The organism is Ruegeria sp. AD6 (genome assembly GCF_056542325.1).
The window spans coordinates 1-23,708 of the sequence record NZ_JBQFZQ010000005.1; the positions used below are offsets into that span (position 1 = coordinate 1).

At 54.4% G+C, this 23,708-nt stretch carries 24 protein-coding genes, 1 tRNA gene and 1 pseudogene; 10 read left to right on the forward strand and 16 right to left on the reverse strand.

The annotated features are described in order from the left end of the window. Positions 1-221: pseudogene (glyA, locus tag ACR0KJ_RS11635) on the forward strand (serine hydroxymethyltransferase); the annotation flags it as partial. Between the two features lie 141 nt (positions 222-362). Here glyA and ACR0KJ_RS11640 read toward each other — a convergent pair. Beyond that, positions 363-737 (reverse strand): hypothetical protein, encoded by a 375-nt coding sequence (locus ACR0KJ_RS11640; RefSeq protein ID WP_170454046.1) that lies wholly within the window; start codon positions 735-737, stop codon positions 363-365. 46 nt (positions 738-783) lie between these two features. Between ACR0KJ_RS11640 and ACR0KJ_RS11645 the strand changes: the two genes are divergently transcribed. Further along, positions 784-1,584, forward strand: a complete 801-nt coding sequence (locus ACR0KJ_RS11645) for an alpha/beta fold hydrolase (protein ID WP_480626866.1) — start codon at positions 784-786, stop codon at positions 1,582-1,584. 35 nt (positions 1,585-1,619) lie between these two features. Here ACR0KJ_RS11645 and ACR0KJ_RS11650 read toward each other — a convergent pair whose 3' ends face one another. The 3 genes from ACR0KJ_RS11650 to ACR0KJ_RS11660 form a co-directional block, all read right to left on the reverse strand. After that, complete coding sequence (locus ACR0KJ_RS11650; protein WP_170737011.1) at positions 1,620-1,997, reverse strand: rhodanese-like domain-containing protein; 378 nt, start codon at positions 1,995-1,997, stop codon at positions 1,620-1,622. Positions 1,998-2,130: 133 nt separating this feature from the next. Then, positions 2,131-2,216 (reverse strand) — tRNA-Leu (locus ACR0KJ_RS11655). Positions 2,217-2,355: 139 nt separating this feature from the next. Then, positions 2,356-4,998: an AsmA family protein gene (locus ACR0KJ_RS11660; protein ID WP_480626754.1), complete on the reverse strand. Its 2,643-nt coding sequence runs from the start codon at positions 4,996-4,998 to the stop codon at positions 2,356-2,358. A 354-nt stretch (positions 4,999-5,352) separates the two neighbouring features. Between ACR0KJ_RS11660 and ACR0KJ_RS11665 the strand changes: the two genes are divergently transcribed. From ACR0KJ_RS11665 to ACR0KJ_RS11680, 4 genes are all read left to right on the forward strand, one after another. Next, on the forward strand, positions 5,353-5,667 hold the full coding sequence (locus tag ACR0KJ_RS11665) for a potassium channel family protein (protein WP_480626755.1): 315 nt from the start codon (positions 5,353-5,355) through the stop codon (positions 5,665-5,667). Positions 5,668-5,852: 185 nt separating this feature from the next. Then, positions 5,853-6,932, forward strand: coding sequence for an AI-2E family transporter (locus ACR0KJ_RS11670; RefSeq protein WP_480580448.1), 1,080 nt, complete (start codon positions 5,853-5,855; stop codon positions 6,930-6,932). After that, positions 6,929-7,993, forward strand: a complete 1,065-nt coding sequence (locus tag ACR0KJ_RS11675; protein WP_480626756.1) for an HlyD family secretion protein — start codon at positions 6,929-6,931, stop codon at positions 7,991-7,993. Before ACR0KJ_RS11670 ends, ACR0KJ_RS11675 begins: the two co-directional genes overlap by 4 nt. After that, positions 7,983-8,999 carry a DUF2955 domain-containing protein gene (locus tag ACR0KJ_RS11680; RefSeq protein ID WP_480626757.1) on the forward strand — a complete coding sequence of 339 codons (1,017 nt, stop codon included), beginning with the start codon at positions 7,983-7,985 and terminating at the stop codon, positions 8,997-8,999. Before ACR0KJ_RS11675 ends, ACR0KJ_RS11680 begins: the two co-directional genes overlap by 11 nt. A 110-nt stretch (positions 9,000-9,109) precedes the next feature. On the opposite strand, the gene ACR0KJ_RS11685 is transcribed toward ACR0KJ_RS11680, so the two are convergent. Continuing rightward, complete coding sequence (locus ACR0KJ_RS11685) at positions 9,110-10,594, reverse strand: BCCT family transporter (protein ID WP_480626758.1); 1,485 nt, start codon at positions 10,592-10,594, stop codon at positions 9,110-9,112. Between the two features lie 754 nt (positions 10,595-11,348). On the opposite strand from ACR0KJ_RS11685, the gene ACR0KJ_RS11690 reads away from it, so the two are divergent. Beyond that, positions 11,349-12,257, forward strand: coding sequence for a TRM11 family SAM-dependent methyltransferase (locus tag ACR0KJ_RS11690; protein WP_480626759.1), 909 nt, complete (start codon positions 11,349-11,351; stop codon positions 12,255-12,257). After that, the gene (locus ACR0KJ_RS11695) at positions 12,254-13,081 is read left to right on the forward strand and encodes a DNA-methyltransferase (RefSeq protein ID WP_480626760.1); all 828 of its coding nucleotides are present in this window, start codon (positions 12,254-12,256) and stop codon (positions 13,079-13,081) included. Before ACR0KJ_RS11690 ends, ACR0KJ_RS11695 begins: the two co-directional genes overlap by 4 nt. Here the strand turns inward: ACR0KJ_RS11695 and ACR0KJ_RS11700 are convergent. Both ACR0KJ_RS11700 and ACR0KJ_RS11705 read right to left on the reverse strand, forming a co-directional pair. Beyond that, positions 13,028-14,299: a hypothetical protein gene (locus ACR0KJ_RS11700; protein WP_480626761.1), complete on the reverse strand. Its 1,272-nt coding sequence runs from the start codon at positions 14,297-14,299 to the stop codon at positions 13,028-13,030. The two genes, ACR0KJ_RS11695 and ACR0KJ_RS11700, sit on opposite strands and share 54 nt — an antisense overlap. 579 nt (positions 14,300-14,878) lie before the next feature. Beyond that, complete coding sequence (locus ACR0KJ_RS11705) at positions 14,879-15,157, reverse strand: hypothetical protein (protein WP_480626762.1); 279 nt, start codon at positions 15,155-15,157, stop codon at positions 14,879-14,881. A gap of 223 nt (positions 15,158-15,380) precedes the next feature. Here ACR0KJ_RS11705 and ACR0KJ_RS11710 point away from each other — a divergent pair, with 223 nt between their 5' ends. Continuing rightward, the gene (locus ACR0KJ_RS11710; protein WP_480626763.1) at positions 15,381-16,154 is read left to right on the forward strand and encodes a hypothetical protein; all 774 of its coding nucleotides are present in this window, start codon (positions 15,381-15,383) and stop codon (positions 16,152-16,154) included. 84 nt (positions 16,155-16,238) lie between these two features. Here ACR0KJ_RS11710 and ACR0KJ_RS11715 read toward each other — a convergent pair whose 3' ends face one another. The 7 genes from ACR0KJ_RS11715 to ACR0KJ_RS11745 form a co-directional block, all read right to left on the reverse strand. Further along, a complete protein-coding gene (locus tag ACR0KJ_RS11715; protein ID WP_480626764.1) occupies positions 16,239-16,946 on the reverse strand; it encodes a hypothetical protein in 708 nt (235 codons plus the stop codon). Beyond that, positions 16,943-17,719, reverse strand: a complete 777-nt coding sequence (locus tag ACR0KJ_RS11720) for a terminase large subunit domain-containing protein (RefSeq protein ID WP_480626765.1) — start codon at positions 17,717-17,719, stop codon at positions 16,943-16,945. Before ACR0KJ_RS11720 ends, ACR0KJ_RS11715 begins: the two co-directional genes overlap by 4 nt. After that, entirely contained in the window at positions 17,716-18,276 is a 561-nt protein-coding gene (locus ACR0KJ_RS11725) for a hypothetical protein (RefSeq protein WP_480626766.1), read from the reverse strand. The genes ACR0KJ_RS11720 and ACR0KJ_RS11725 overlap by 4 nt, the downstream gene beginning before the upstream one ends. After that, entirely contained in the window at positions 18,273-18,665 is a 393-nt protein-coding gene (locus ACR0KJ_RS11730; protein WP_480626767.1) for a hypothetical protein, read from the reverse strand. The genes ACR0KJ_RS11725 and ACR0KJ_RS11730 overlap by 4 nt, the downstream gene beginning before the upstream one ends. Before the next feature lie 93 nt (positions 18,666-18,758). Then, positions 18,759-19,421: a hypothetical protein gene (locus ACR0KJ_RS11735; RefSeq protein ID WP_480626768.1), complete on the reverse strand. Its 663-nt coding sequence runs from the start codon at positions 19,419-19,421 to the stop codon at positions 18,759-18,761. Further along, positions 19,418-20,791, reverse strand: a complete 1,374-nt coding sequence (locus tag ACR0KJ_RS11740) for a DUF4055 domain-containing protein (protein WP_480626769.1) — start codon at positions 20,789-20,791, stop codon at positions 19,418-19,420. Before ACR0KJ_RS11740 ends, ACR0KJ_RS11735 begins: the two co-directional genes overlap by 4 nt. Further along, a complete protein-coding gene (locus ACR0KJ_RS11745; RefSeq protein WP_480626770.1) occupies positions 20,788-20,973 on the reverse strand; it encodes a hypothetical protein in 186 nt (61 codons plus the stop codon). The genes ACR0KJ_RS11740 and ACR0KJ_RS11745 overlap by 4 nt, the downstream gene beginning before the upstream one ends. A gap of 970 nt (positions 20,974-21,943) precedes the next feature. On the opposite strand from ACR0KJ_RS11745, the gene ACR0KJ_RS11750 reads away from it, so the two are divergent. Continuing rightward, on the forward strand, positions 21,944-22,093 hold the full coding sequence (locus ACR0KJ_RS11750; RefSeq protein WP_480626771.1) for a hypothetical protein: 150 nt from the start codon (positions 21,944-21,946) through the stop codon (positions 22,091-22,093). Here the strand turns inward: ACR0KJ_RS11750 and ACR0KJ_RS11755 are convergent, their stop codons facing one another. After that, positions 22,094-23,353 carry a hypothetical protein gene (locus tag ACR0KJ_RS11755; RefSeq protein ID WP_480626772.1) on the reverse strand — a complete coding sequence of 420 codons (1,260 nt, stop codon included), beginning with the start codon at positions 23,351-23,353 and terminating at the stop codon, positions 22,094-22,096. Continuing rightward, the gene (locus tag ACR0KJ_RS11760; protein WP_480626773.1) at positions 23,353-23,586 is read right to left on the reverse strand and encodes a helix-turn-helix transcriptional regulator; all 234 of its coding nucleotides are present in this window, start codon (positions 23,584-23,586) and stop codon (positions 23,353-23,355) included. Before ACR0KJ_RS11760 ends, ACR0KJ_RS11755 begins: the two co-directional genes overlap by 1 nt. Positions 23,587-23,708: the final 122 nt, after the last annotated feature.

The window sequence follows — 23,708 nt, forward strand, 5'->3', positions numbered from 1 at the left end:
CCGAAAAGCCGACCATCACGTCGGGCATCCGTCTGGGCAGCCCTGCGGGCACCACGCGCGGCTTCGGCGAGGTCGAATTCCGCCAGATCGCGGATTGGATCATCGAAGTGGTCGACGGTCTGGCCGCCAATGGCGAAGACGGCAACAGCGCCGTCGAGGCCAAGGTCAAAGCCGAGGTTGCAGACCTTTGCGCCAAGTTCCCCATCTATCCGAACCTGTGATCGGATCGGCATGAAAAAAGAGAACGGCGCCCAGAACGGGCGCCGTTTTTTTTTCAGTAGACGTTCCCGCCCCTTTTGGCACACATCAAACATGCGAAGAAAAGGCTAGGGCAAGCGCCGCGCGAAGGACAAAACCTGCGATCAGATCAAGCCGCGCCACAGAAGAAACACCAGAACCAACACGGTCAAGGCCAGCAAGTTGAAGGCCAGACCGCCCAACATGCCAAGGAACCACCCCCAGCGCCGATCCGCCAGATTGATCGCCGTCAGGTGCGACTGAACCTCGTCCGAGGCTTTCGTCAAGGCAGGCGTATCCAGAACGCGGCGCAGTTTGGGGTGCGCCGCCATCTGTTCGGCCCTGGCCAGAATCATCGCCTGTTTGAACACCCGGCGCGGCAAACGGTGTCGGGCGCGGCGGATCGATGCCTCGAGCGTTTTGTCCCGCACACCCAGCTTGGCCCGCAGCAAAGCAACGGTTTCCGTGATCCGGTCCTGAATGTCGGTGTCTTGCGCCATGGCCCCTCCTGACGCGCGACACTAGCCTTTGATGCTGTACGCGACAATGGGGCTGGCTGTTTTGGAGCAAGGGCGGTATCACGCGGCTATGCTGAACACGATCATTCACGGCGAACCCACTGCGCTGCCGCCCCTTATTATCGCTCATGGCTTGTATGGATCGGCCCGGAATTGGGGCGTGATTGCGCGAAGGCTGTCGGATGAACGGCAGGTGATCGCGGTGGATATGCGAAACCATGCGCACAGCTTTTGGGACCCCCGGCACGACTATCCTGCATTGGCCGAGGATATCGCGCAGGTGATCGAAAATGTCGGTGGCCCGGTCGATGTGCTGGGGCATTCCATGGGTGGCAAAGCGGCGATGACACTGGCCTTGCGGCACGGCGCACTGGTGCGCAAGCTTGTGGTCGCCGATATCGCCCCGGTCGCCTATGGGCACAGCCAGATTCAATTCATCGAAGCTATGCGGGCAGTCGATTTTTCAACGATCACCCGCCGGTCAGACGCAGAACAGCAGCTGGCGGATCAAGGCGTTGAAAAAGCACTGCAGAGCTTTTTCACCCAATCGCTGGATGTCGCTGGGAAACGGTGGCTGTTGAACTTGGATGTGCTGGCCGATCAGATGCCAAACATCATGAGCTTTCCAGAGCTGGATGGCGCATGGGATGGCCCGGCCCTGTTTTTGTCAGGTGGCGCGTCTGACTACGTCCTGCCGGAACACCGCGACAAAATCCGGGCGCTACTCCCCGGTGCGCGCTTTGCCAAAATTCCGGGTGCCGGACACTGGCTGCATGCCGAAAAACCGCGCGAGTTCGAAGCCGCCGTCCGGGCGTTTCTGAACGCCTGAATCAATCGCCGTCTGTTGATCGGGCAGGCCACGCTTCAGGTGTCTTCGACCTCGCCGCCGCCATTCACCCAGTCGGCGAAACCGCCTAGATTGAACACCTGTTCATAGCCCATATCTTTCAACAGCTTGCCCGCCAAAGCGGCGCGACCGCCGGAGGCGCAATAGATCACAACAGGCCGGTCTTTGCGCATGTTTGGATCATGAGACTCCAGGCTCTCATCTGCCCGGAATTCGAGCATTCCACGGGGTATATGCACCGCCCCTTTTGCCCGACCGGTTTTCTGCACCTCAGCAGTGCCGCGAATATCTAACAGTAACGCGCCGTGTTCGATCAGCTCGCGCGCCTTGACCATATCAACCCGTGGGACGACAGCGTTGGCCGCCGCCATCATGTCTTTCACTGTAACCGGCATATGCACCTCGTGATTTCTTGCCTTCTGCAAAAGGCTAACATGCGAAAATTGGAAGGTGTAGCCTCAAGATCGCTTGGGTTGCGCCGAAAACAGATGTCGGAACTTGTTGCCAAAGCTCTGATCGAAACAAGATTGGTACCCGCGGCCGGACTCGAACCGGCACGGCGTTTCCGCCTGGAGATTTTAAGTCTCCTGTGTCTACCATTCCACCACGCGGGCATGTCGTGATCAGGGGCGAACCCCGTCCGCCTTCATTACAGGCGCGAATAAATGAAAACAATGCGGTAAGCTCAGGCAATGTGGTAAAATCGCGAGATTTCGAACACGCCCGCGCCCAACTGATTTTTCCACCGCACTGCTACTGCAATTGCAGGATATCCGGAATGCAAAGCTTCCGCTGCGCCGGCATTTGATCCGCACCGTCGGAACGCTTGAGCCGCTTTGGCCCGTCCTTGACCTTGACCTTCGGCTTGGCCAGCGGGCCTTTTAACGTGACCGGCCACGGGCTGCGCGAAAGCGGCTCGCCTATCTTGCGCGGTTGCAGGTTCAGGTCCAGGGCCTTGTCGGCCATGTTGACACCGCCAAAGACGACGACCTGAACCTGATCCGTTTCCAACGTGGTTTGTTTGGTCGAAATGTTGCCGTTGGAAATGCTGAGGGGTGCGCGAAGACATACGATTGGCGCGACCTTTTGCTTTTCTTTGGAGAATACCCAGGGCAGAACGCCCAGCCCTGCCAGATCCAACAACTGCGTTTCGATTGACCCGTCGCGCATGGAAACCGTCGCACTGCCGCTCATCGTGCTGGCAAAGTGTTTGGCGGACTCGGTTCCTCCGGTCACCGAAAAATCTGCATAGATCGTGCCGCTTGCGCCCTTTTTGAAGTTCAGGGTGTGAAGGATGTCGTCTAACTGCCAACCGCCCGCCTTGCCGGTCAGGGTCAGCAGATGCGCCTCATCCGAAAGATCCATCTGCCCACTTACGTCGAACTGGGCCCCGCCATATTCAAATGCCAGCGGACCGGCGCGAAGCTCGTTTTCGTCGAGCGTCAGTTCGCTTTGCAAGCTGCTGACGCCTTTGGCACCTTCGATATGCCGAAGGTCGATATCAACATCGATATCAATACCCGACAGAAGAATGGAACGTCCGATGGGTTTCAGCGTCACATCTCTCAATGCGCCGGGTCCATCGGCTTCGGCGCTGGCGTCTTCGACATCCTGCGCTGCGCTGCCAAGCTTTCTCAATTGCGCGGCGGCCTGAACGATATCACGCAGTTGATCGATCTTAATCAGGTCACTTTCAATCGCGCCCCGCAGCACAGGATCGCTTGTCGCGTCATCAAGATCGGCCTTCACGAGCAATACGGACTCGGCAAGTTCGACGCTGGCGTTTGCATTCCAATCGGTGCCTTCGCTCACCAAATCGATCCCAAAGCGCGCGCGCCCGGTTTCAACGGGGTCCAGCGACAATGCAGCCATCAGGTCTGCACCGGACGGAACATCAACATCGATTGCCAGATCCAGGTTTTCGAACTTGAGGACATTCTTAACCGTACCGTGCACCTCAAGGGACCAGACATCCGTTTCGCTCGTCTTGCCATCAAGGTTGATCAGTGAAAGTTGATTAATGTCCCCGTTCAAATGAAAGTCGCCCGAAAACCGGCCAAGCTGATCGTCTGGCCCCATGAGTTCGGGCGAGATCAAGCTGCTGGCGGGAATATCCATCAGACCTTCGGCTGATACGCCTTGCAATTGCAGCGCATCGTCAACAGATCCGTTCAAAATGACAAACGGATCAGCCGGGTTTCCGATCCGCAGATTGATGTTTCCGACCCGCAAAGCACCGTCCGGCGTTCTGGAAAGTTCCGAAAACTTGACCGGCGGCGGCCCTTCACCTGCGGTGTCCAGCGTGAACCCATTGGTTTTAATGACCATTTGCCGCTGAGGCACCTGCCCCGGCACGCTGTCCATAACCATATCAACCGCAATAAGCTTGAGGTCATAGCGAGATGCCGCAGGGGCCGGTTCCGCATCTTCGGGATAAAGCCGAATACGGGTCGTCAGCGACACATCTGCGGGGTTCCCCAACTCTCCGATTTGGCCCGTCAGCGAAAGGCTTTGCCCGCCATCCAATTCAGCCAATACGCTCAGATCATCAATCCGGGCGACGCCGTCAGCCGATTTGAAGGTTGCCGCCACATTGCCCGACCCTTCCAGCACGCGGTTAAGTTTCAGCACGTCCAGAAGCTGTCCAAGTTCTGCAATCTCCACAGTCGTCTTGAACTGAAACCCGTTCTCTTGGGGGATTTGTTCAGCCGCAATCGATATCTGTTCGAAGTCCAATGCCATCTGAAACGGGTCTTCCGCGGGGAATGTCCCATTCAGGTCAAACGACTCGCCATTTAGGGAACCGGTCCCAACGGCAGACGCGGTGTTCGTTCCCTCATCACGCGCCAGCACCAGATCCTCAAGCCGCAGATCCAGATCAAGTCCGTTCAGGCCGTTCTGGTACAGTATGGTGACGTCGCTCAGGTCAACTCGACGATCCGCCAGAATTCCGCCGACAGAGGGTTTTTGAGAGTTCTCAGGCTTTTCGGTTTCCACCGTAGAAAGCGACTGCCAGTTCGCATTTCCGTCTTTGTCGGTGATCAGGTTCAGGTGAATACCCGATATGGCAAGGTTGCTGAGCGACAGCTTGCTGTTCCAAAGATCGCGGGCGGAGATTTCGAACTCAATCGTGTCGATAGCCGCCAAATTCACGTCAGTCCCGGACGAACCGGGAAGCACCAGCCCCGCCGCCGAGACCTGCAGTTGCCGACCAAGGCCCAAACGCACCTCGTCCTCGATCAAGACGTCCTGACCAAGTTTTTTGGAGATCAGGTTTTCAACGAAACCGGTCCTAAGCGAAGAAAACAGCGCCGAGGACAGGAACAGCCAAGCCGCCAAAACAGCAACAAACGCGATCGCGCAGCAAATCAAAACGCCTTTGAAAATCAAACGCACGTTCTACTCCTTTGGTTTCGATGCACTGTGTGGCCGGGCCAATTCCACGTGCGACACTTGAATACGCGGCTCTGCTGATGTTCTGAGAACTGGGCGCACCTGAGGGATAAGTTGCCAATTTCCAGTGACTTAATCAAACAGGAATCAACTTCGGTTCGCGTGAACAGTTGCGCTGTCGTGATGCCGGGCGGCCCAGTACCAAAAAAACGGGAACACCCGCCCTTTTGGGATTTTTTGAAAACGAACAGTCATTTTATGCGCGATCTTTCTGACGGTTCTGACGGCCAACTCGTCCCGGTTTTTCATATCATCAAATTAATGATATATACGATTTCCAATATATATGAGGGACCAATGAACTCACTGAAAAGAATTACACGGGGCATAGGCGTCGCGTTTCGGGACGGCCGGGTCAAAAGCCTGCTTGCTTTCACGCTTGGAATGATCCTCTGGGCATCCGTTTTTTACCACTATGTTGAAGGCTGGAGCTGGCTGGATTCCATCTACTTTTCTGTCGTGACAATCTCGACCGTAGGGTTTGGTGATTTTTCCCCTCAGACTGCGGCGGGGAAGATCTTTACGATGGCCTATATCATCGTAGGTCTGGGCATCTTTGTGGCTGCGGCGACGACAATCGCAAACATGATCCTGTCTCAGGACGACGAATAGTCACCCAAAAAAATCCATGGGATTCAAACGCAGCAAGGTCGCCTGAAGGTTGGACTTTATTGATTGGGCTGATCGCCGTCCAAGGCGGCGCAAAGGTCCAATTTACGACCAAATCCCGGAAATCACAAAAGATATTCATATTAAATTTTTTGAGTGTATTGTTAACAAAGGAACGGAGGGATGGAATGGAAAAGACACAGGACGCCAAGATCGTCGATCTCGCAATACGTTTGCTCTTTCTCGGGTTATTCCTTTACAGCGCATTGGTAATGATCGCCCCGCTGGCAAGTGTGGTGATCTGGGCCACGATCCTTTGTGTGGCGCTTTACCCGGTATTCGATTGGCTACAGTCCAAGCTGGGCGGGCGAAAGTCGCTTGCCGCAACGATCCTGGTTTTGCTTGGCCTTGTGCTGACCTTGGGGCCGATTGCCACTGCGGTGTCGGGGGCTGCTGAACTTGGGTCCGAGTTTGCCGAACAGGCTGACAGCGGTGAATTGGAAATTCCACCTGCCCCGGACAGCATCAAGGACTTGCCGCTGATCGGAGAAAGAATTGCCGAAGTCTGGGGGTTGTTTGAACGAAATCTGGATGGTGCGCTTGCAAAATACGGGGCGCAGATTCTTGAGATCACAAAATCGCTGTTTGGAAAGGTTCTGGGCATCGGAATCGGGTTGTTGGGTCTTGCCCTTTCGGTGTTGATCATGGGGGGCTTGTTCAGCCCCGGCCCGACTTTGGTGCAAGGTCTTCAGCGCTTTGCCAACCGGGTGTTCGCACCGCGAGGCGGCGAATTCGTGACGCTGGCGGGGGCGACGATCCGGAATGTGACCAAAGGTGTCATCGGTGTTGCAGCCATTCAGGCCGTGGTTGTCTGGATTTTGCTGGCACTGTTCGGGATTTCTTCTGCTGCGACACTGGCATTCATTTGCCTGATCCTCTCGATCATCCAGATCGGGCCGGGATTGGTTCTGTTACCGGTCATCATCTACGCGTGGAGTTCGATGTCAGGTGGTGCGGCCCTGGCATTCACCATTCTGGCCATTCCCACGACGGTAATGGACAGCTTCCTGCGGCCCGTCTTCATCTCAAAAGGTCTCGAAACGCCAATGCTGGTGATCCTGATCGGTGTTCTCGGCGGCATGATGGCCTATGGATTGATCGGCATCTTCATGGGACCGGTTCTGTTTGCCGTTTTCTACGAACTGTTCAAGGTTTGGATCGATGCCTCGCCGGAAGGCAATGACGCCGCGGACGGAGCGGCGCAATGAGGAAGACAATATGGACGACGCTGGCCGTCATTTTGGTTCTTCTCGTCTGGTATCTGGTTGCTGATCGAAAAACGCCATTTACGGGAAACGCCAGGGTCAAGGCCGTTGCAACCCAGATCGTCCCGCAAGTCACCGGAACAGTGATCGAGGTTTTGGTCGAAAATGGTCAGGTCGTCTCGGCCGGAGATGTACTGGTTCGGATCGACCCCAGACCATACGAAATTGACCGCGACAAAGCCGAAGCGGACCTGGAAGCCGCAACACAAGAGGTTGGCGCTTCGTCGGCAGAGGTCAGCGCCGCTCAGGCCAAACTGGCACGGGCGCAAAGTGATCTGGACACCATGCGCATCCAGACAGAACGCGTTTTTGCGCTTGAAAAGAAAGGGCTGATTGCCGTTTCGAAAGCAGATGATGCGCGGGGGCAACTGGCCGAATCCGAGGCGAATTTTGAAAACGCCAAAGCAGATCTGGAGAAAGCCAAGCAGAGGCTCGGCGATGAGGGCATTGAAAACCCGAAAATTCAGCGCGCATTGGCCGCGTTGGCGGATGCAGAGCTGAACCTTGAATGGACGGAACTGCGCGCCCCGGCGACAGGCGTGATCTCAAACCTGCTGATCGCACCCGGAACCTATGCCCGATCCGGGCAGGACCTGCTGACCTTCCTGGATGCGACGGATGTCTGGATCGAAGCGTATTTTACCGAAAACAACCTGGGCCGGGCGTCGGTTGGATCGCCTGTAGATGTGGTACTGGACATGCATCCCGGCAAGATTGTTCCCGGCGTCATAGAAAGCTTCAGCGCAGCCGTTTCCCTAAGCGGCGGCGACACACCCGGACAGTTGGTCAGCCCCCCAAGTACCAAGGGGTTTCTTCGCGAACCCGAGCGCTTCCCGGTCCGTATCGTGCTGCCGGGTTACGAGGCCGGAAGCACCGAGGATGACCTGCGCTTTCAGCTCAACGGGCAAGCCGACGTGATCATGTACCTCAGCGACAGTTCTCTGCTGAACGCGGTGGGCCGCGCCTACATTCGCGTGGTTTCGATCCTGTCCTATGCGTACTGAGGATCGGCGCGCAGTACACAGACTTGCGCTGGGTGTAACTGGCGTCTTCGCGCTGGGGCTGTTTCTGGGGTGGCCTCTGGCCGTTGTCGGGGCCGTGTTCACGGCCCTGTTTCTTCAGGCCCCAGCTGCACTGCCATTGGCGGCCTTCGCGAAGCTGTTTGTCTTCTCGATTGGGTTGATGTTCATTTCCTTCCTTTTGTCATCGACCTTCGCGCCCTATCCGGTGGTTTTCCTCATTCTGGTGGCCATCGGGATTATCCTGTCGTTCATTTGGTCGGTATCCGGCGCAGGTGTTCTGCCCGGAGTCATCGCCCTGATGGGGGCATTGATGATCCCCAACCTTGCGCTGCAATCCCAGGATCTGGCTTTGGTGCTTGTATTCTGGATACCACTGAACCTGCTGTTTGCAGGGTTCGTTTCGACATTGATGTTTGTGCTGATACCAGCCGCACCCCAGACAGCGGCCGAGAAAAAAGCAGCATCCCCAACTGACTTTGACCCGCATCGCCGGATTGTCAGAATGTCACTTGTCACAGTTCCATTTGCCTTGGCGTTCTTTGTGTCCGGCGCATCGGCGTTGCTGGTTCTGTTCTTTGTGGCACTTCTCAGCCAGCAGCTGGCGGCGATGCCTGCCGCGGGCAAAACCGTGGCCAAGGCAATGCTGACGGCAAACCTTTTGGGTGCGGCAGTGTCGATCCTTTGCTACGAAATCAACGTCATCGCCCCGATTATTCTGACGCCAATTCTGCTGTGCTTTTTCTTCTGCATAACGCTTGGAGCACTCGGAAAATCTCAGGCTACGCTCGCCGCCGCGGCAGGCTCAGCGTTGACAACGGTGCTGATCGTCTATGGTGGATCAATCTCTCCGTTTTCGGATGAGGCCGACGTCAAAAGCATCACCCGCGTTTTGCAAGTCGCCAGTGCTGCGATTTTTGTGATCGTTGCCTATGTCGTGGTGGATGAGTTCTGGCCGGAAAAGAAACGACAGATGTCGACAAACACCTGACGGGGTGTTGCCTGCCGTCCTTAATCAAACGCGATAAAGCGCCAGCCAGATCAGAAAGCCGATATACACAAAAACGGTAACGTTCAGAACCGTATCGACAATTGGGCCGGTCATTTCGAAACCTCCTTTGACAGAGACTTGAGAAGGCAAATCACCAGAATCGGTACGATAAAAACAAATGCGATGGCTGAAAGCGCGATGATCGACCGGACCAGAGAAACGTCGTTCACAAAGATCATGGCCAGACCAAGGGCTCCAAGCACCGCGCCCCAGATTGTGCGAATGCCGGGCGACGGGTTTTCGTCCCCGCCTGTTCCAATCATTGCAAGCGTAAAGCCCGCGCTGACAACGCTGGTCACAACAAACAGGAACGCCGCTGCAATTGTCGCCAACTGCGTCACATATTGCAGGGGAAACTGTTGAAGCAACGCAAAAGTCGTCGCATCAAGGCTTTGGTCGTTGACCTCCAACAACTGTCCGTTTCCTTGCAGCATGTCGAAAATGCCGATCCCACCAAAAACACCGAACCAAAAGATTGAAAACAACGTTGGTGCAATAATGACACCGGTCAAAAACTCTCGGATCGTTCGCCCGCGTGAAATTCTGGCAATGAAGATGCCCACAAACGGGGACCATGCCAGCCACCAGATCATGTAATTCAGTGTCCAGTCCTGGAACCAGGTCGATATGGTTTGGTCGAAAAACTCGGTTGTCGAAAACCCGGCGGGAAGGACGTTGAAAACATACCGCCCAAACCCTGAAACGATCGTGTTCATTGCAAAAGACGTGGGCCCGACAACCAACAGAAAGACCAACAGGATGATCGCGATACTCATCGCCAGATTTGACAGTTTGGACATCCCCTCGCCCAGATCCCGTCTGAGCGGGATGAGGAAGGCAACGCACATGACGACAAATATGAGCGCTGTCAGGTAAAACGAGTTGGGTATTCCAAGAACTCCGGCCAACCCCGTCTGGATTTGAAACACGCCCATGGCCAAGGAACCCGCCAAGCCGACTGCGATGGCAACAACCGACAAGAAATCGAACACCCAAGCCAATGCACGAGTCCAGGCCCTGTCTCCGTACACATCCAACACTGGCGCGCTCAGCAACAAAGAGCGTTCTCGTCGAAAGGCGAAATAGGCAATGATCAACCCAACGACCCCGTATATCGCCCAGGCGTGAAAACCCCAGTTCAGATAGGTGACAAAGATAGCCTGACTTGCCGCTTGCGGATCAGGGCTGAACGCGCGAATGACCGAGAAATGCGTCAGCGGCTCGGATGCGCCAAAAAACAGCAACCCCACCCCCATACCCGCCGCAAAGAGCATCGCAATCCACGCGGGCGTGGAAAACTCGGGCTCGGAACCTTCAGGGCCAATTCTGATCGAGCCGAACCTGGAGAATGCAAGGTAGATCGCCAGCAACAAAAGCGCGCTGGCTTCAAGCATGATAAACCAACCTCGGCTTTCGAACTGCACCGCCACGATGCTGGCCGAGACGGACCCCAAGCCTTGAGGGTCAATAATCCCCCATATGGCAATCCCGCTGCTCACCAGCAGCGCGGAAACAAGTAGAGCGTTGATTTTCATCGCTTAACACACTGAATAACTGCGTCTGTGGTAGCACCGTACTCACAAATCATCTGTGCTCAAAGCTGCAAAACTTGGACGGCGTTGCGAGACGACCGACCTTTATCAAGCGGGTTAGTGGCACAGATTTCCAAAAACACGTGCGGCAGACCTGACTGCGGTGTCAATCGTACGGATGCAGCGGGTTGTTGTTCACACTATAATCACTTTTGAATATCAGAACTGTCTGCAATTTACCCCGATTATTAGGGGTGGCAGCCCATTGAAATCAGGTAAATGGTTCTGAGGCGTGATAGTGGTGCCCCCACACGGACTCGAACCGCGGACCTACTGATTACAAATGACTAGGACTAGACGCTAACCCACTTGGAAACGCAGCGTTTTTCAGGGCGTGGGATTGGCATTACAAGGATGTCACAAGGGCGGCAGGGATTGCTTGCATCGCCCTAAGACAAGCAAAAATCCTGAACCGCCTGCTGCAATGATCTGCTACGTTGGACGCGATTTTACAGAGGAGTTGTCCTCAAGCGGGAGATGCACCATCCGAAAAGGTTCTGCATGCTCGCTGCCCCAAATGCAGCCAGCGGAATCTGTAGCCAACAGTGCAGCAGCAAAAACCCGGCGACATCAAAGCTTTGATCGAAAGTCGAACAAAGCGATGCAGGCGAGGAACTGCCGAGACACCACTAGGTTTAGTATTTTTTGAGCCTGAGGGGCCAAGATACGTTGCAGATCGGCATACGATTATGTAGCAATGGGGACCAAAAGAAAAGTCAGGGGCAGCAGTAAAATGAACGTGGAACCAACCGATATCGACCTTGAAAAACTTGAACCGGTTGTCGATCCACGTAACAAGCTTAACGACCTTACTGCTAAGGAATGGATTGCACGAACTGTCTCCGTGATGGTCCAGAAAGGTCTCGGCAAAGGTTCCAAAGAAGCCCAAATTGAGCGCCAGCACCCCGCACCGTTTTCATATCAAGACGTGGCGCGCTTCATCGAGTTCTTTACGAAGTCGGGTGATGTAGTCTTGGATCCGTTCAGCGGCGTCGGATCAACCTCAAAGGCTTGCGCTACAATAGGGCGAAATTCCATCGGGTTCGAATTGAACCCAAAGTTCCACGAACTCTCCGAACTTCGTTTGGAAACGGAGATTCCCGAAGAGATTCTCTCCCGCACTCAACACGAAGTTCAACTAGGTGATGCCCGAGAACTGGCGAATAACCTACCAGAGAACTCAGTCGACTTCATAATCACCAGCCCTCCTTATTGGGGAATCTTGAACAAGATTGATCACAAGGCAAAGCAGGAGCGCTTAGACAACGGTCTTGACCACAACTATGGAGACACGCAGGCGGACCTCGCCAACATTGATGGTTATGAGGACTTTCTTGGCGAACTTGGTTCATTGTTCGGCTCGCTAAGCCGCGCGTTAAAGCCCAAGAAGTATGCAGTGGTCATCATCGGCGACTTTAGAAATAAAGACCGATACTACCTTTTCCATTCCGATCTTTCACGTGCTATCGAAGATCACGGTCCCTTCGCCTTGAAAGGCGTCACGATTATTTACCAGAAATTCAAGAGGGTATTCCCCTATGGTTACCCGTTTGCTTTCGTTCCAAACATTCACCATCAATATGCAATGATACTGCAGAAAAAATGACCGATACTAATCCGGAAAACGTGATCCTAAATGGCGATGTCATTGAGCAGTTGAAGAAGCTCAAGGATGGATCGGTTGATTTGGTTATTGCCGACCCGCCCTACGGCATTGAGAAGGATTTTGGTAAGCCAGATAGCTGGAGTAGCATTGAGGACTGGAAGGATTGGTGTTGGTCGTGGCTCGTCGAGTGCGAACGCATCTTAAAACCCTCTGGCAGTATTCTGCTTTATGGCATCAGCCACTACATATGCTTCAACCAAGTTCAACTTTATGAGCTTGGAATGAAATACCGGCGACAATTAATCTGGCACTATGAGAATGGTTTTTGTGGAAACAGGAACTTAAGGGCTACTTACGAACCCCTACTTTGGTTCTCAAAAACCGATGAGTTCTTTTTCAAGGAAATTCGCGAGCCATATAAAAGCGCGGATCGCCTAAAATACAGCGTGAAGAAAAATGGCAAGGTTTGGACGCCCAACCCAGAGGGTAGATTAGCTGGTGATGTCTGGAATATCCCGACTCTGGCTGGTCGGCGCTTCAAAGATGAAAAAGTTGGCCACCCAACACAAAAACCTTTGACAATTAGCGACCGTCTTGTTCGCCACTTTTGCAAACCCGACGGTAAGATTCTCATTCCATTTGCTGGTTCTGGTTCGGAATGTGTTGCCGCCCATCAGGCTGGGCGACAGTTTATTGGAATCGAACTCAACGAAAAGTACTGCGCAATTGCGGAAACTCGCCTCCGTGACGCAGGCTGGCCTAATTCTGGTTCACGAGAAAAGGTAGCCGATGTCGAAGGCGATCAACTCATCACCGTCAAGTAGCTGAAATTCATTCGGTTCAGTACGCCAGATAGGCAACACACCGTTTTTAGACAGAAATGCCGTGGTCGCATCGCTAGGTTTTTGCGAAAACAAGATGACTTGTTTCAATGCAGATGTGTCCACTTCTTCAGGCAGGTCAAAGTGAACATAGCCTTTGATCTGACCAAGTGCTTTTTCCGATTGGCGACGTTCATCGGAAGGGCTCCCGTCCAGTGTTTTCACCTCGATCAATAACCCCTGACTACCTTTGAGGGCCAAACAATCGAACGGGTCTTCAAAAAGTCGATATCCGTTGTTTGTAAGCACCTCTGCGAACTCTCTGACGACCTCCTGATGAAGCTTCGTCCGTCGATTTCTAAGCTCAATCGCACCCGACAAATCGACCAAGTTATTGCCCATTTGCCCCCCTGAAAATTCAGGGGTTGCGGCAATACTATTGCCATCGACTTCTTTGGTGATACGCTTACCACTCGAAGGTGCCGATTTCTTTTTCTTAGATTTGGCCGATACAGTGGCGACACCGTCCTCCGCAACTTCGACTGCGGCAGAAGGAAAGCTATGAGCCCCGTCTTTTACTAGATCGCCGACTTGGCGAGCTATACTTGGCAGGATTTTTACAGCATTGCGAGCTTTGGCCTCTCCAATTCCAATCGCATCAATCAAATCTTCAAAGTCCAACGCCAGATAATTTGAAACTCTCTCGTATTCAGCTTCTGAGTCGTCAATGGCCTCAAAGGCAAGCATTAGCTTGGACGTCTCAATTCCCGGGTTATCGCTGAGCAAGCGGAGCATCACACGATATGGGTGGCTAATGTTTCCATCCGCATCGCTCAACCGAAGATCGAGCATAGCTTCTCGCCAAAGGGCTTTCCTTACTGCTTCGCTATCGGCACCGAGCAACTCTCGACCCTTCGGGGAAACAGCAAAATGTCCGGCCACTTCATCCTGTTTAATGAAGCCAGAAAGTAACAAGAACCTCCGCATCTCACGCGCTGCGGTTTCAGTACCTCGGCTAGCACGCGGTTTTTCCCTCTCCGCCCGAAGGTTATCTTCCAGGCTGGCGTTACCTCGGAACGTGTAAACATACGCCCTAGCGAGATCGGGCCCAAATACGTCGTCACGGCTAAAATCACGCCCGGCCGCAATAGTGTCCGAGGCAACGTTTAAAGCTTCGGTTAATCTGTCAATGTCAGCAAACTGGTGCGGAAAGTTCTTCATACGGAATCTCATATACTAGTTCGGTAATTGAAGAGGTACTCTTCCGGCAAACCACTGGCAATCCTACAAAAACACTTTCTAACGGCTAGGGTTAAACCTGCGCAGGAATGGTTCCCATGATTACCGAACAACTGATTGACCGACTGAACTATCAGGCGCCACTGAACTTGGCGGAAAGGGGTCGTGTAGGCCGCAGGCGCGCCCTGTCGTCGATTTCCCGCTGCTGCGTTGTACTGACCGACGACGGGGGCGACACGCGCGAGGAGATATTCGACTAGCCGCCCACCATAGGGCAGCTTGAGGCCCGAGTCGGGCCGGATGCGTGGACATATCGGTAAAAATGCGGCGTGTGCCCCGCAGAGCGCGTCAGAGACAGACGATAGTAGCCCAGTAGTCACATTGGGCACAAATTAAACGGGCGGCCTCAGAGCCGCCCGTTTTGTCGTTTTCAAATCTTAGGCGCGGTCCACCATCGCCCTTCCATGAAGATGTAAGTCCGCCCACAATGCGTGAAACGCACATAACTATTGCGGTCGAGGCCTTGGCTGATGAGGCGCAGCCGTTCGCGCACGTTCGGGCTCATGCCGCTTCCCCTTTCTTCATTTCTTTCGCTGCGGCAAACCACACTTTTTGCATGTCGCGCATCACCTCGGCTGCTGTCTCGAAGTGACCTGCAGCAAAACCAAACTCCTTGTCTGCCATAAGGACAGACAAAACCTCTCGATCATCTTCGTCACACACATGTAGTATGTGCCCTTTTACCGATAATCTGTTGCCAAAACATTTGATTTCAGTCGCATCCACTTCCTCAGTCATCATCGCCAAGGCACGCTTGAGATTTTCTGGCTTCACAGTCATGCTGCTTCCTCCTGCAAAAGTTGCCCCGCCGCGTCGATCCAAACCATTTGCATGGAACGCAGTTGCTTTGTGGCATGTTCAATTCCACACACTGCGAAATCAATTTCCCCCAGCCTAGTGCATAAGATTGCAAGAGCACGAGTTAGGTTTTTGTCATGATTAGTCATGGTGCTTTACTCCTTTTTGACATTTAATCGCCACCTTCCTGTTTGATGGTGGCGTGATGGATAAAAAGCACGAAAATCAAAGGTCTGATACGGGATCACAGGGGACTGAACCCAACGAGTTCAAGCCCTCCGGGGATGAGCCAAGTGCAATCTTCCTGCAAGAACTTGAGGATTTTCTTCCTGAAAAGCCCATGGACAGCGGGGATGCGTTTGGCGCGCCTACACCCGCACGTCTGGCGCGAGAGATTGCTTTTCAGGCGTGGAAATACCTCGAACGGCATAATCCAAATCAGCCACTGCCAATCTGGGTTGCGGACTATCTGCGAGAAGTAGCGATTAAGGTGCTTAGTGATATGGGGCAGAGCGGAGGCTTGGAGCCTGCATCGGCCCATGCCGCACTTGGCCTTGTTGGTAAACAATGGCCAAACCACCACCCAGATTCTGTGTATTCAATCATTCAGACTTGGATGGGCACCAAACGGCCCGGTGGACCTATTGTCGATGGGCGAAAAGCGGGCGCGGTACGCTATATCCAAGAATACATGGGCAATGATCCCAACGTTCAAGTTGAGACAGTGATTGAGTGGTACAGGAAGGGACAGAAATCTCATAAGAAGGCGCTAGAAAGGGAACGGGCAAATGGCGACCGCCACCGTGAGCAGGAAAAACTGGTGGATTTTGAGCAAGCCGTTACGGGTAGCAACACCACCTGTGAAGAACCGAAATTAGTGGAATTCGATCACGCCATTTCTGGCGGAGCAACCAACACAGATGTCAAAAACATGACGGCACTTGACCAAGCTATCGCCAACAAAGATTGGCAAGCGTAGACGTCAACACAAGGCCAGAAAGCCCGATGTGCCTGACCGCAATTGCACGAGAATTACTCAGCGATTGGCGCTGGGGCGTCAGTGTCACGCCCACCCGTGCAGCCGGTGCGTTGTCGCCGCCATTGCGTCGTCGAGGTCGGAAGCCGACAGATAGCCAAGTGCGCAGGCAATGGCGCGGTCGGCGTGATGTCCTTTGCCCCCGCCCTGCAAAACCAGATTGCCAGCAGATGTGGACGCCAGTTCGAAACTGGCAATCTCATTCAGCAGGTCTTGCTTCCCCGGCAGATCATCAGCCACCATCAGCGCGCCGGTCTCAAGGCCGACGGCCATGTTCTCGAGCAGGATCGTTTTGCCGACTGTGACGTTCTTGCCTTTCTTGGTCAGGTTCGCACCAGCCGTCATAACCACCGCCCAGTGTTCGATCCCAGCATTGTCCAGTGTTGACGAGAACGGCGCACCAAGGCCCGACGCGTCGATAGCAAGTGACCAATGCGGGATTTGCGCCAGCCGCTTTGCCAGAAAATCAGCAAGGTCGGTGTACGAATAGAGTTGGATCGACTCTTGGAAAACGACGGTACAGCGCCGCGTGCCAAGGCGTTGCTCGAACCCGTTGCCCGTGAACTCAGGATAGCATTCGTCCCGAATGACAACGATAGCTGACGGGTCATTGCGCCCGAGATCAAGGCCGACGCGATGTCTGACCCAGCCGAACACCTGCGTACCGGCGGCGGCTGGATCGGCGTTTGATGGCAGGATAACGCGCCCGTCGGGCAGAAAAACATGCTTGGTCATGACAGTTCCAGTGCTTTGACGCCCGAAGTGCTCGTGCGTTCCAAGGTGTCCCAAGACAACAGCGGCGTGCCGGAGCCAACGAACTCGCAAAGATGTTCCCGGCGAAAGGTCGTCTCTGACATCGTTGCCCGGTCAAACTCGACCTGCGCCCGACGCCGCTCAATGTCGATTGACCTCGCCATGATGCGACGCACCCGCTTTGCAGATGTCCACGTGTCGTAGAAGTAGCCAGTGCGCAGGTTTGGCGTAGACAGCAGGAAAATGCGCCCAGTCTCTTTACGCATAGGAAAGAAAGCCGTCAGCGCGTCGTCGTCGAGAAAACAGGCTTCGTCTGCCAAAATGGTGTCAGCGGTCATGCCGCGCGCCTGATCGGTTGCAGGCACAACGATGATCCGGCCACCGTGCCTTGGGTGTGCCTCCAATTCCGTCTGTGTCTGGCGCACGATTGGCGGGCAGAATGGGTCACTGTTTTTGAACTCCAAAATGCGCCGGAACAACTCCGTCGATTGCCGCAATGATGGCGCGGTCAGTATGACGGTCTTGCCGACAGAAAAGTCATCATAGGCCAGGCATCCGCATGTCGTTGATTTGCCCGACTGACGCCCGCACAAAGCCATGACCATGCGGTCTGCCTCGTTGGCTGCGGGGTCAGTACGGAGCAATTCTTCCTGCCAAGGGTCGGGTTCACCAATCGTCAGCCGGAACCGTTCAATGGGGTCCAGACTGACGGTCAGTCCTTGGAGGAAAGAATGGAGATGCGGGTCGTGGATCATGTGGAATGCTTGATCACTTGCAGGACTTTCATCTGTTCCAGAAAGTCCGCCTTCGCGTCCGGGTGACGCCCCAATACGTCCAGAATGATCTGGCGCAGTTGGATGAACTGCGGGCTTTCGTTCAAGTTCAGATGGACATCCATCTTCTTGTTCAGCTTGCCGTGCAGGTCAGCAAGCGCCATGAGGCTCTGGCGCAACTCTTTCAACGTGCCGAGTTGCAGGACTTTTTCGTCGTCATCCTTGGCCGATTTCAGCAGATCTTTAAGTTCGCGCAGAACCCACTTGAGGTCTTTGTCGGTGTCTTCGCCAAACTGGTTTACGATGTCCGCATTCTCTTGGATTTCAGCCATCTTCGCTTCGCCCATTGCGGCGGCGATGATTTCCAAGCGCTCTTGTTCAGTCACGGTCGCCATGTACCGGCTGACGGAGGTGTCCGAGGTGTTGATCTCTTTTGCGACCGCATACATCGACTTACGCCCGAGAACGATGTCACGGACGACCTCGTTGCGCTGCTCCGTCGGGAGCAGCGCAATCTTATGCTGCTGACCCCGGCTCATTCGTCCGCGACGATTTCCAGTACGACGCCTGCCTTTTCGGCTTGCGCCCGCGCCTCGCGATATTTGCGTACATCGCGGGCATCAGTCCGGCTGAGCCGGATCGGTTCGTTCGGTTTGAAATTCTGCTGGGTGTCGTTGCCCTGCGGGCCATTCATAACGCGCGCCGCCGCATCCGTGATCGCTTGAAGGTGTTTTGCGCTTTCGGCGATCTCTGCGTCTTTTTTCATGTTTTGCAGCTTGTCCAGAAGTTCGTCATTCTTGGCGACGACACCTTTGATCTGGGTTTCTACCTGTTCGGCAATCTGGGGAATGATCGCTTCCGCGATCTTGGGGGCAATGGCCGCAATCAGCGCCTCTGCCTGCGTCGAGTTTTGGTCTTCGTCGGCCATGTTGGGACTCCTGTTTTGACGAATGGGACGAGCCGAAACCCGCCCCTTTTGTCGCCAAACAAGAAGTTGCAGGCCTCACCTACAGTTCGACAATCAGGCAGCTTCCGGTTCCGCTACAACCGAAGAAGAAGGTGCTAAGGAATAGACAAAGGTGCTGCTTCGTACGACCTCGCCTTTCGCAAGCGCATTGTTCAGGAGAGTGCGAATTGCATGGTCAGAAACACCGCCCATCGCTTGCAGTATGTCCTTGAATTTCATTGGTTCACGCCGGAGCAGGTCAAACACCATCAACCGCAACTCAGAATACCGATGCCTAACCGGCGTTCTTTTGCGTTTCTGCGGTTCGGCGCGCCGGTGCGCAACGATCTTTGCCTGACGTTCTCTTGCGGCCTGTGCGCGGTCGGTCTCTGTTTTCTTTTTCGCCCAAAGATCACGAGCAGCGTCCAAGTTGGTGAAAATTGACTGGCGGGCCTCATCCGGTGGATCTTGCCCCTCCAATATCGCAACAACTCTGCTCCGTAGGATGCTTGGTTCGATGTCGCATATCTCGCAGATGGTGTTTCGCGATTGCGCCCAACCACCAGTTTCAGCCGTCAGAAAACTCAACGCGTCGTCACGGGCGGCGCGGGCTTCGTCTTGCTGCGAGGTCAGTGACAGCGAACCAAACAAATCCATGATGGCGCGCGTGACGACGGAGCGGTAGAGGCCGACTTCGCCGACTTCCACAGCTTTCACATTTCCAGCGACATTGATCATGCGGCAGGAAACGGCAACACAGAGTCGTCGGTTTCGATCATCTCCTTTTCGTCGTCGATGGCTCGGTTCACGTCCATCAGTTCGCCTTTCTTGAGGTTCATAAGCAGGGTGTCATGCGAGATAGCGCCCGCCTGCCATGCCTTGACCAAAGCCGTGAGGACAGAGGCGTCCATTTGTGCTGTGATGAAGTCACGGTGCAGTTTGACTTTGACCTGATCGGCTGTGCCAGGGCTGGTCCAGTCAGCCGCAAGGCGCAGCAGTTTCAGGATGGCTGCTTCGACCATGTTGACCGACGAATGAAGCAGGGAAAGTTCGGAACGGTGGCGCAGCTTGGCCGTGTCAGTGGTCTCATTGCGCCCTTTGCCATCATAGACCATTCGCGCGCCAAGCGTTGCCATCTGGGCCGTCAGATCGTCCAGAGCGGCCTTTTGTGCTGCAATACCCGCGCCCGTAAACTCGAGCATCCCGGCTGTTGCGCCTTCGGGCAGAACCCAGAACGCACCGGAGCCAATTTGCTGCGGTTTGTTCTTTTCGTTGATTGAACCCGCAACCCACGGCGTTGGCTGGCTTGTTAGGTACAGGGACCAATAGTAATCCGCAGACAGTCGCCAATGCGCGAGATTGACATTGACCAAATCCAGAAACGGCGGCTTTTCGATATCCGCTTTCAGATTGTAGGGCGAGACGATGACCGCTGGGATTTCGTCAATCGTCTGGCCGTTGACCGATGGAATGATGTCTTCCCCGACCTGCATTTCTTCGACGGATTGGGTGAGATCGCCCGTGCGTTTGGTTTGCACATGAAACCGGCGCACGGTGTAGATGGGGTCCAAAGTCAGAACGAGATGCTGTTCGACGCCATTGTCCAGTTCGTCGTTGCGCTCGTTTAAACGCAGATAGGTCAGCTTCTGCCGACCATCGACCAGTTGTTCTTTCCAGTCCAGAATGCTGTCCGCATCGAAGGTCGAAATGAACGGAGCAGAACCCGGCGCAGCTTGGACAGGATAGTCGAGGACCATAGCGAAGCGACCCATAGACATCGTTTCGCGCAAGGCGTCTTCGATCAGCACATCCAGTGCGTTGCCTTCGAAGGTTGCGGCGTTGCGCATCGGTTCGATGCGGTTCGGCAGTTCGACGATGGGGGTATTCCGCGTGACCGCGCCGACCATGCCGCGTAGGGTGCGTTCGGCCACCGCGTAGAACGACGACCCCTGCACATACCGCGTGTATTGTGCCTGCGTCATGCCTTCGGGTCGCGGCAGGTAAACCGGGCCGCGATTTTTCAGCCGGTCTTCGCCGTGCAGAACGTCGCGGATTTTGTCATAGGCAAGACTCATCTCCGCATAGGTTGCGTGTTCGATCTTGGTCATTGGATCAATTCCTTGACGACGATATTCCAAGGAACGTCCATCCAAGATGTGTTTCTGACATGCTGGACGCGAACGCCCGTGGGCGTGCGGTCAACAGCAACACCGTCTTTCTCGACGCGGGGATGTTCGTCCGGTGTTTTGATCGCGTCCCGGATCAGTTGTTGCAGGGTGTCCGGTTTCACGGGCACATCGAGATGCCATGCGTTGAACAGTTCAGTCGCGCAGAGGCGTGACCCGTGAGGGGTTTCTTTGATGTGACAAGTTTTCACGTTGGGGTCCTTTCAAGACAGTTCACGGGCCCTTGGGAGGCGGGAAAGGGGCCGCTCTGTACGCGGCCCGTGAACGCTCGTGGCGTACACCGAACATTACGGGGATACGCGTGGGCGGCGTTACCGGAGTTTCAGGTCTTGGAGGCGGAAATTTTAAGTTCAGGAACGGGGCCGGAATGTTGCTGGAATTCACAGACTCGCAGAGCACGTCGGAGACGCGGTTTTTGGGGCGGTCGGGTATATGGTGTCAGATTTGATCGTTGCCCCGGTTTGTCGCCCAGTAGATCGTGGCATTCGGTGGATGGCTCAGGGTTAGCTTGCTGACACCAATGGGGTGCAGGGCGAAACGGGGGATTTTGGAAATTGATTTCTTCCAAATTTGCCCGGGCCGGGTTGGGCGTCTGTCAAAAAGGGGGTCGGTTGCGTTGGGACAGGATTTGCCATGCGTACCGGGCGTTACAAGACCGTTTACAAGAATTTCGAGCAACATTGCACTGTAACTTCAATACGTTATCTTCCTAGCCAAAGTGATTGCGCATAAGCGGCTGTGCAAATTTGTGTGCGAAACTGATCAGAGGACGCATTTCTGCGCGCTGAGTGGCAGCTTGCAGAGGAATGAACCAGATTGCTGTGCCATAACGCGCGTACATACGTGTGCATAAAAAAATGATGATGAAATTTTGACCTCAGGATACCAGATTTTTCATCATCATTTTTTTATGCACATGTGCGCGCGCGCCATATAGCGCAGCATAATTCCTGCCCTAACGATCTAGAACCTATAACTGAGTTATCATCACCCGGTATTCCGGTCGTCGAACCAAGCATGCGGCCCGTATATTGATCGCGCGCGAAATGCGCTGCATCAAAACGGAGACAAACCATGTATGACCCGAAATCCCGCGCCCATGAAATGCACGCCGCAGGTGTTGACCGCGAAATCATCCGTCGCTGGTTGATCCCACATGTGAAACGCAAAGAGCGTGCCGAAATCCTCGACACGCTCCCAGGTAGAATGGCTTTTGCTGCGTAGCTACAAACCTGTGTTGTTTAAGGCGTTCTCAAGCGCCTTATCAGCCCTCACAAGCTCCGCTTGAAGCTCGTCGTACTTATGCCGATTTGACCACATCTCGCATTGCTGGCGCAATTGCCTGACTTTTACCCGCGCGGCTTCAACCGCTTGTGTATACTGGTTGTTCGTGTCGCGACCCTCGGCCAGTGCAATGAAGATATCGTCAACGCCGTTAATCCAACCGCGCTTGTGTCGATCATCAGCAGGCGTCCAAGTCTTACCGTCCCTAGAAACCGCAACAATCTCTGAGTTGGAGCGAACCTCACGCTCCTGCTCGTCCACATAGTTTTGGCATCTAGACCGGTAGTGCAGACCATACAGATGTTCGTTGTGATCGACGGGGCCTTCTTCTTGCCGACGATCACCCCATTTGTCCTCGACGAAATACACCTCGTCTGACGCAACGGGCATCGCCATTGCCCTTGGTAGGCCAAGTTTAATGAGCTCATTAAACTCATGTTTCCGGTCTTCGATCTTCCTCTGGACATATTCGCGTTTCGAGGACGAAACCTTTTTCAAAGGTGACACAGGGTCTGCAGGATTGATCATTTCGAGATAGTGATTGTCGAGCTTGTCCGCGCGTTCCAAAAACTTCTCGCGCGCCTGATCAATCGACAATCCACTGTCGAGCAAATCCTTGATGAATGTGTCCCAAGACTGGACGCAGCGATGCGACCCGGATCCGTGTCGCTCTCTGTAACAGGAGTTATAGGCTGCTTGTGCCGCTGTATGTTCATAGGCATCATACAGTGCGGATTCCATGCGCACGTGCCAGTCGTCGTATTTCTCCTGCACCTCGGCCACCTTGGTCTTGCCCATCGTTCGCCCAGAAAACCATGCACTGAACGACGCCTTGGACATGGTGAGGCCGAGAGTTTCGTACCACCAAGGAGCTTTGGCCAGACGCTTCATGTCCTCGCGCAGGTCGTCTGTCCGCGTGATGTCGATGTATTTCCAAGGACGCGCGGTTTGAACGCACAAGAGATCATCCAGCGATTGAACGATACCTTCCCACACTTCCAAGCCATTCAATGCCCGGTTGTAGGTTGAGTAGTCGCGCTCGTCGAGCAACACGTCGTCCTCAAGTTCTGCGTTGCACAGGTCAACAATGCGCTGCTTTGACAAATTGAACCGCATCAACTGAGCGGCGTCGCGCTCGGGAAAAGTTGCAAGCTCAGCGTCGGAAAAGACGTGGCGCACTCGGTTATTCTTTTTAGCCATTACTGATACTCCCGTAGGAATTCGATCAGATCAGAACGCAGATACCGCACGACTCGCGATGTTGGCTGGCTATACTTCGGACCATTACCGTCTTTACGCCAGCGAAACAAAGTCTCGGTTGTGACGCCCAGAAATGTCGCAGCTTCTTCCGGATTCATTACTTGGGGTGGGTTCGCGCGGATCATATCAACGCGTAGGTCAGCAATCTGCTGACCAATATCTTGAATTGTCATGATGACTCCAACAGCTAAGTGATTGCAGTGAGGCCCAATAAGGGCGGTTCAGTTCTCTCTGCGTGCTGTCGCGCGCCTCCCTGTACCCGCAGGTCACAGTTCGGCACTGCCGCATCGCTTCA